Annotated in this window: 5 protein-coding genes and 2 pseudogenes; 5 read left to right on the top strand and 2 right to left on the bottom strand. The window is 65.9% G+C overall.

What is annotated here, in order from left to right:
• From PGX04_RS31140 to PGX04_RS31130, 3 genes and pseudogenes are all read left to right on the top strand, one after another.
• A pseudogene (locus PGX04_RS31140) lies at positions 1–137 on the top strand (glycosyl transferase family 2); the annotation flags it as partial.
• Between the two features lie 327 nt (positions 138–464).
• Positions 465–1,253 carry an SIMPL domain-containing protein gene (locus PGX04_RS31135; RefSeq protein WP_273742014.1) on the top strand — a complete coding sequence of 263 codons (789 nt, stop codon included), beginning with the start codon at positions 465–467 and terminating at the stop codon, positions 1,251–1,253.
• Between the two features lie 140 nt (positions 1,254–1,393).
• A complete protein-coding gene (locus tag PGX04_RS31130) occupies positions 1,394–2,578 on the top strand; it encodes an ABC transporter substrate-binding protein (RefSeq protein ID WP_273742013.1) in 1,185 nt (394 codons plus the stop codon).
• A 232-nt stretch (positions 2,579–2,810) separates the two neighbouring features.
• On the opposite strand, the gene carA is transcribed toward PGX04_RS31130, so the two are convergent.
• Positions 2,811–3,890, bottom strand: coding sequence for a glutamine-hydrolyzing carbamoyl-phosphate synthase small subunit (gene carA / locus PGX04_RS31125; protein WP_273742012.1), 1,080 nt, complete (start codon positions 3,888–3,890; stop codon positions 2,811–2,813).
• A gap of 102 nt (positions 3,891–3,992) precedes the next feature.
• Between carA and PGX04_RS31120 the strand changes: the two genes are divergently transcribed.
• Positions 3,993–4,406 (top strand): Lrp/AsnC family transcriptional regulator, encoded by a 414-nt coding sequence (locus PGX04_RS31120; RefSeq protein WP_180840030.1) that lies wholly within the window; start codon positions 3,993–3,995, stop codon positions 4,404–4,406.
• 76 nt (positions 4,407–4,482) lie between these two features.
• On the opposite strand, the gene PGX04_RS31115 is transcribed toward PGX04_RS31120, so the two are convergent.
• The gene (locus tag PGX04_RS31115; RefSeq protein WP_273742011.1) at positions 4,483–5,205 is read right to left on the bottom strand and encodes a PHP domain-containing protein; all 723 of its coding nucleotides are present in this window, start codon (positions 5,203–5,205) and stop codon (positions 4,483–4,485) included.
• A 54-nt stretch (positions 5,206–5,259) separates the two neighbouring features.
• Between PGX04_RS31115 and PGX04_RS31110 the strand changes: the two are divergent.
• Positions 5,260–5,430, top strand: a pseudogene (locus PGX04_RS31110) (diacylglycerol/lipid kinase family protein); the annotation flags it as partial.

The raw sequence follows: 5,430 nt of genomic DNA, 5'->3' as shown, positions 1-5,430 counted from the left end.
CGGCCGTCGTCACGAACGTCACGCGCGGCCTATGGGACGGCGTTCGGGCACGGTACGGGGATCGCTCGAGGCGGCGCAACCCCAACGGGCTGGCCGAGCGCCACGACCGAGCGGTCCGGGTCTACGACCGTCGCTGACCGGCAGTCGGACGCAGTCACTCGCTCACCGCGGGATTGCGGTTCTCTCTCCTCCCTCTTCGCAGGGTCCCGGTTCTCTCTCCTCGAGTCGACCCTCGAACCCTTCGCGGTAGTCGGATAGTAGCCACTGACAGTCACCGCACACCTGATCGTATGACAGCTGTTCGATCAGTATGTAAATCGTTTCAGTGGCTACGATAGTTCGATCGCCCGGCGCAGACCCATCCGGTTCCCCGAACCTCGTCGACTCCGGCGACGCCGCTCGAGGCTCAAAGGGCCGTTTGAGCTTGGGGTGGGTTTATTCCCGTCTCCGGCGGTCGATCACCTATGGACCGACGACAGTTCCTCGCGGCCTCGAGTATCGGGTTAACGACAGCGATGGCGGGCTGTGCGGGAAGCCCGCTCAGTAGCGGCGACACCGAAACGGGACCGGACGACGAACCCGGATCGGATTCGGACACCACTCCCGAATCGGAATCCAGCGCGACCGACGCGGACGGCGAAATTACGGTTAGCGCCAGTGGCGAAGTGGAAACGGAACCGGACCAGGCGGTCGTCAGCCTCGGCGTCGAGGCGGCCGGCGAGAGCGCCGAGGGCGTCACCGATGCGCTCTCGAGCGGTGCCGAAGCGCTTCGTGCAGCGTTCGACGACCTCGGAATCCCCGAGGAGAACGTCGAGGAGGGACAGTACCGTGTCCACCAGGCGCACGGCCGAGCGGACGACGGGTTCGAGGGGACGCACTCGTTCGAGGTGACCGTCGCCGACGTCGACCGCGTCGGTGAGGTCATCGACGGCGCGGTCGAGGCCGGTGCGGACGACGTGGGGTACGTGAGCTTCACGCTGAAAAAGGAGACGCGGTCCGAACTTCGGAAGGACGCGATCGACGCGGCGCTTTCGAACGCCGACGACGAGGCGTCCCACATCGCCGACAACCGCGAGGTCGAACTCGAGGGGACGACGGCCGTCACGACCGGCGACGTACAGGTGCATTCGGTTCGGCGCGAAACCGCGGCCACCGACGATGCGGCCAGTGGTGAGGCACCGCCGACGGAGATCGACGCGGAGCCGGTCAGCGTCAGCGCCAGCGTGACGGTCACGTACGCGTTCGCGGCGTGACCGGCGAGGGCACGACACCGACGTCCGCGACGGCGGCTCGGTGACGTTCGAGTCTGAGCGGTGCGGTCGTGTCACAACAGCGATTTTTGGTGCGCCTAAAACCGAACGCTTTTTACAATTGTTAGGCGTGCCTAAACCACATGGAATCGACGCGGCAGTTCGTTCGAAGTCGACGGGCGTTCGTGACGGGGGGGATCGCGGCCGGGAGCGCAGCGCTGGCCGGCTGTCTCGGCGGGGACGGGAACTCGGAGGACGGAAACGGCTCGTATACGGTGTCGATGGCACCGATGGGTGAAATCGAACTCGACGCCGTCCCCGAGGACGCGCTGGTCACCTTCGCGCACTACGCCGACATGGCGGTCGCGCTCGGTCACGGTGACGCCGTGAACTCGCTGCACGCCCCGGAGATGTCGGGGTCGACGATGAACAAGTTCTACGAGCGACTCGAGGGCGTCTCCTTCGACTGGGAAGACCTGGAGAACCCGCTCGAGGACGGTGTGACGGAGGAGGAACTCTACGACTACGATAGCGACGTTCACTTCCTCGACCCGTCGTACGTGCTGACGACTCAGGACGATTGGGACGAATCGACCGTCGACGGGATCGCAGACACGGTCGGCCCGTGGGTCGGCAGCTATCACAGCGGCGTTCACAGCGACCCGGCCCCGGCCTACGCCGACAGCTACGAGTACTACACCCTCTGGGAACTCTTCGAGAAGGTCGCGGCCGTCTTTCAAGAACGAGAGCGCTACGAGGCGCTCGAGGGCGTCTACGAGGAAACGATGTCGGAGATCGAGTCGAACCTGCCGCCCGAGAGCGAGCGGCCGACGGTCGCACGCGCCACGCTGGGCGACGGCGTCTTCTACACGTACAACCTCAACACGCCCGGCTTCTGGCAGGCGGAAACGCGGCCGCTCGGTGCCCGCGACGCGCTCGCCGACGTGGAGTGGTCGGGCGACTGGGGGACCGTCAACTACGAGACGATGCTCGACGCGGATCCGGACGTCATTCTCCACCTCTGGGGAATCACGCCGACGTACGCCATCGAGGACGTCCGCGAGCGGATGGAATCGCACTCCGCCGGCAGCGAACTGACGGCAGTGCAAAACGACCGGGTCCTCGCCAGCGGCATGCGCTATCAGGGCCCGATCATGAACCTCTTCCAGCTCGAGATGACCGCCAAGCAGCTCTACCCCGACCGGTTCGGCGAGTGGCCCGGCTACGAATCGGGCGACCCGTACCCGGAGATTCCGACGGACGAACAGCTGTTCGATCGCGACCGAGTTGCGAGCATCGTCACCAGTGGAAGCGACGATGGGGAGTGAGTCCCGAGACGAGGGGGTCGATAGAGTGTAACGGACAGCAGCGAGCGCTGAGAGCGCGAATTACGATGCCGATGTCTCCGTCGTCGGGGAGGGCTCCGCGGGCTTTCCGTCGACGTCGTCACCGCTCGAGCATCGATTTTCTCCGTTCTACGAACGACCATCCGACCGCGGTCGACAGCCGCCGCTAGTCGGTGGCAGTAGAAATCAGTGTCACGGAATGAGTGGCCGTCGATCAGTCGTCGGCCGGCACCGCTTGCGCGTCCGCTCGCCCGGAAGCCATGGCGAGCACGTCGTCGAAGAAGTCGAGGGTGTCTTCGGGGCCGGGATTCGCTTCGGGGTGGTACTGGCGGGTGATAACGTCGTATTCGATGCCGTCGATGCCCTCGGGCGTGTCGTCGTTGACGTTGATCTGCGTGACCTCGAGGTGCTCGCCGGGTTCGGCGACGGTGTAGCCGTGGTTCTGCGTGGTCATGACGACCTGTCCGGACTCGAGGTCGAGGACGGGCTGGTTGACGCCGCGGTGACCGAAGGTCATCTTCTCGGTGGAGCCGCCGAGCGCTTCGGCGACGATCTGCTGGCCGAGACAGATGCCGGCGACCGGCGTGTCCTCGACGAACGCCTCGACGAGGGAGATCGCCTGGCCGAAGTTGACCGGGTCGCCGGGGCCGTTCGAGATGAACAGGACGTCGGGGCCGACGGCCTCAACGTCGGCGACGGTCGCGTCGTAGGGGAACACGTGCACGGTCGCGTCGCGCTCGAGCAGCGAGTCGACGATCGACCCCTTCGCGCCGCAGTCGATCAGGGCGACCGTCTCGCCGTCGTTCGCTTCGCCGTGGACGACCGACTCGTCGACGCTGACCTGTGCGCCGATATCGGTGTGGTCGCTCATGGCCTTGCACTGCTCGAGTTCGGCCAGCGCGTCCTCCTCAGTGACGTCCTCGCCAACGGCGATGCCGCACTTCATCGCGCCGCCGTCGCGGATGTCGGTGACGACCTCGCGCGTGTCGAGGTGGTCGACCGCCGGGACATCCTCGCTCGCGAGCCAGTCGACGACGTCCTCGGTGAGTTCCTTCGCGAGCACGGCGCGCGGGTGGACGCGGTCGTCCTCGAAGCGCTCCTCTCGGACGCCGTAGTTACCGATCAGCGGGTAGGAAAACGTGAGAATCTGCTCCTCGTAGGAGGGGTCGGTCAGACTCTCCTCGTAGCCCGTGTACGCTGTAGTGAATACGATTTCGCCGCGAGCCGTTCCTGACGCACGACCACGTCCCTCGAGTACGTGGCCGCCTTCCAGTGCGACGTAGGCTTCCGTCATTACGATCTACGTATCGGATGGACCATCATAAGTGTTGTCTTCGAAGCTCAGTTACGATTTTCGTAATCGGTAAGTGCGAGTCACACGTAGGTCCGCATCTCCATGGACGACCTGGACCGACAGATCCTCGATATCCTCCGGCGAGACGCCCGGACACCGTACACCGAGATCGCCGACGAGGTCGAGACGAGCGAGGGGACCGTCCGCAATCGCGTCGAGCGGATGATGGACGACGACGTCATCGAACGCTTCACGATTTCGACCCGGACCGGCAACGTCCAGGCGATGCTCGAGATCAGCGTCGCGGTCGACGTCGACACCAAGGGCGTCTCCGAGCGGATGGCCGAGTGGGACGAGGTCGACTTCGTCTGGATGGTCTCGGGCGAGCAGGACGTCGTGCTCGTGGTCGACGCCGCGGACACGCGCGGGGTCAACGATCTGATCACGAAAGCACGGGATCAGGAGGAGGTCGTGAGCACGAAGACGCGGCTGATTCTGGACGAGGAACTCGGCTAAAACAGGTCGTCTACCGCTACGGGCACCCGATCGATATGCGGTGACGGGCGATCGATCGGCTGCGACGGAGAGCGCGTTACTGTTCGAGTTCCTCTTCCTCACCGGGGGGTTTCCCGACTCCCGGGGTCGGCCGCTCGATCGCGTCGATCACCTGCTTTCGGTTGTGGATCGCCCGGTATCCCCGCCGCAGCAGGCCATCGAATCCGGACGTCGAGACGCGCGCGCTCACGCGGCCGTCGCGGATCGCGTCGACGACCGACTCGGGCGTGAGCCGATCAGCCTCGACGACCGTATACGCCCGACCCACCTCGAAGGGGTAGTGGGCGTCGCTCCCGCCGATCAGCGGCAGATCGCGGTCGCCCGCCAACTGCTCGACGAGCGGCCTCGAGCGCGGGTGTTTGCCGTTGACCTCGATCGCATCGAAGGGGACGTCGTCGAGTTCGCGCACCGTGCTGTTCCGGAAGGGGTGGGCGACGATGGCGGCACAGTCCCGATCGTGGGCCAGCGCGACGGCCTCCTCGGGGGAGAGCGCGCCCGGTTTCGTCGCCGTCGGCGGATCCGGGCCGACGACGAGGACGTGGCCGCGGTCGGTCGTGATCTCGATCCCCGGCAGCGTCTCGACGTCGGGGGAGGGATCGAACGCCGTGTAGTAGTCGTGATTCGTCGTCGCGATCCCGTCGAGGCCGCGGCGCTCGGCCACCTCGGTGAGCAGTCGGACGCCGAGCGGGTCGAACCGGTCGCCGATCCCTCGGCGACCGTGGAAGAATCGCGTGTGCGCGTGGAGGTCGACCGTGTACATACTGGGGCAAACGCCGGGCAGATCCTTTTGCGTGCGGCCGGCATGGGCTGCAGTATGGCATCTGCGGAGACGAGCGAGCGCGTGCTCGTCTGCAACCCCGTCAGCGGGAGCGGGGACCACGTCGACACCGTCGTCTCGCTCGCGGACCAGCACGGTTTCGAGGTTCGAAAGACCGAGGAAGCCGGCGACGCGACGCGGCTCGCCCGCGACGCTGCACCCGACGCC

The organism is Natrinema soli (genome assembly GCF_028618695.1).
Note: the sequence above shows the minus strand (reverse complement) of the source record. Positions and strands in the feature narration are given on the sequence as shown.

Bases quoted from the DNA above. Each gene is read 5' to 3' on its own strand.
- PGX04_RS31135 (WP_273742014.1), top strand. From the start codon at position 465: ATGGACCGACGACAGTTCCTCGCGGCCTCGAGTATCGGGTTAACGACA.
- PGX04_RS31130 (WP_273742013.1), top strand. From the start codon at position 1,394: ATGGAATCGACGCGGCAGTTCGTTCGAAGTCGACGGGCGTTCGTGACG.
- carA (WP_273742012.1), bottom strand. From the start codon at position 3,890: ATGACGGAAGCCTACGTCGCACTGGAAGGCGGCCACGTACTCGAGGGA.
- PGX04_RS31120 (WP_180840030.1), top strand. From the start codon at position 3,993: ATGGACGACCTGGACCGACAGATCCTCGATATCCTCCGGCGAGACGCC.
- PGX04_RS31115 (WP_273742011.1), bottom strand. From the start codon at position 5,205: ATGTACACGGTCGACCTCCACGCGCACACGCGATTCTTCCACGGTCGC.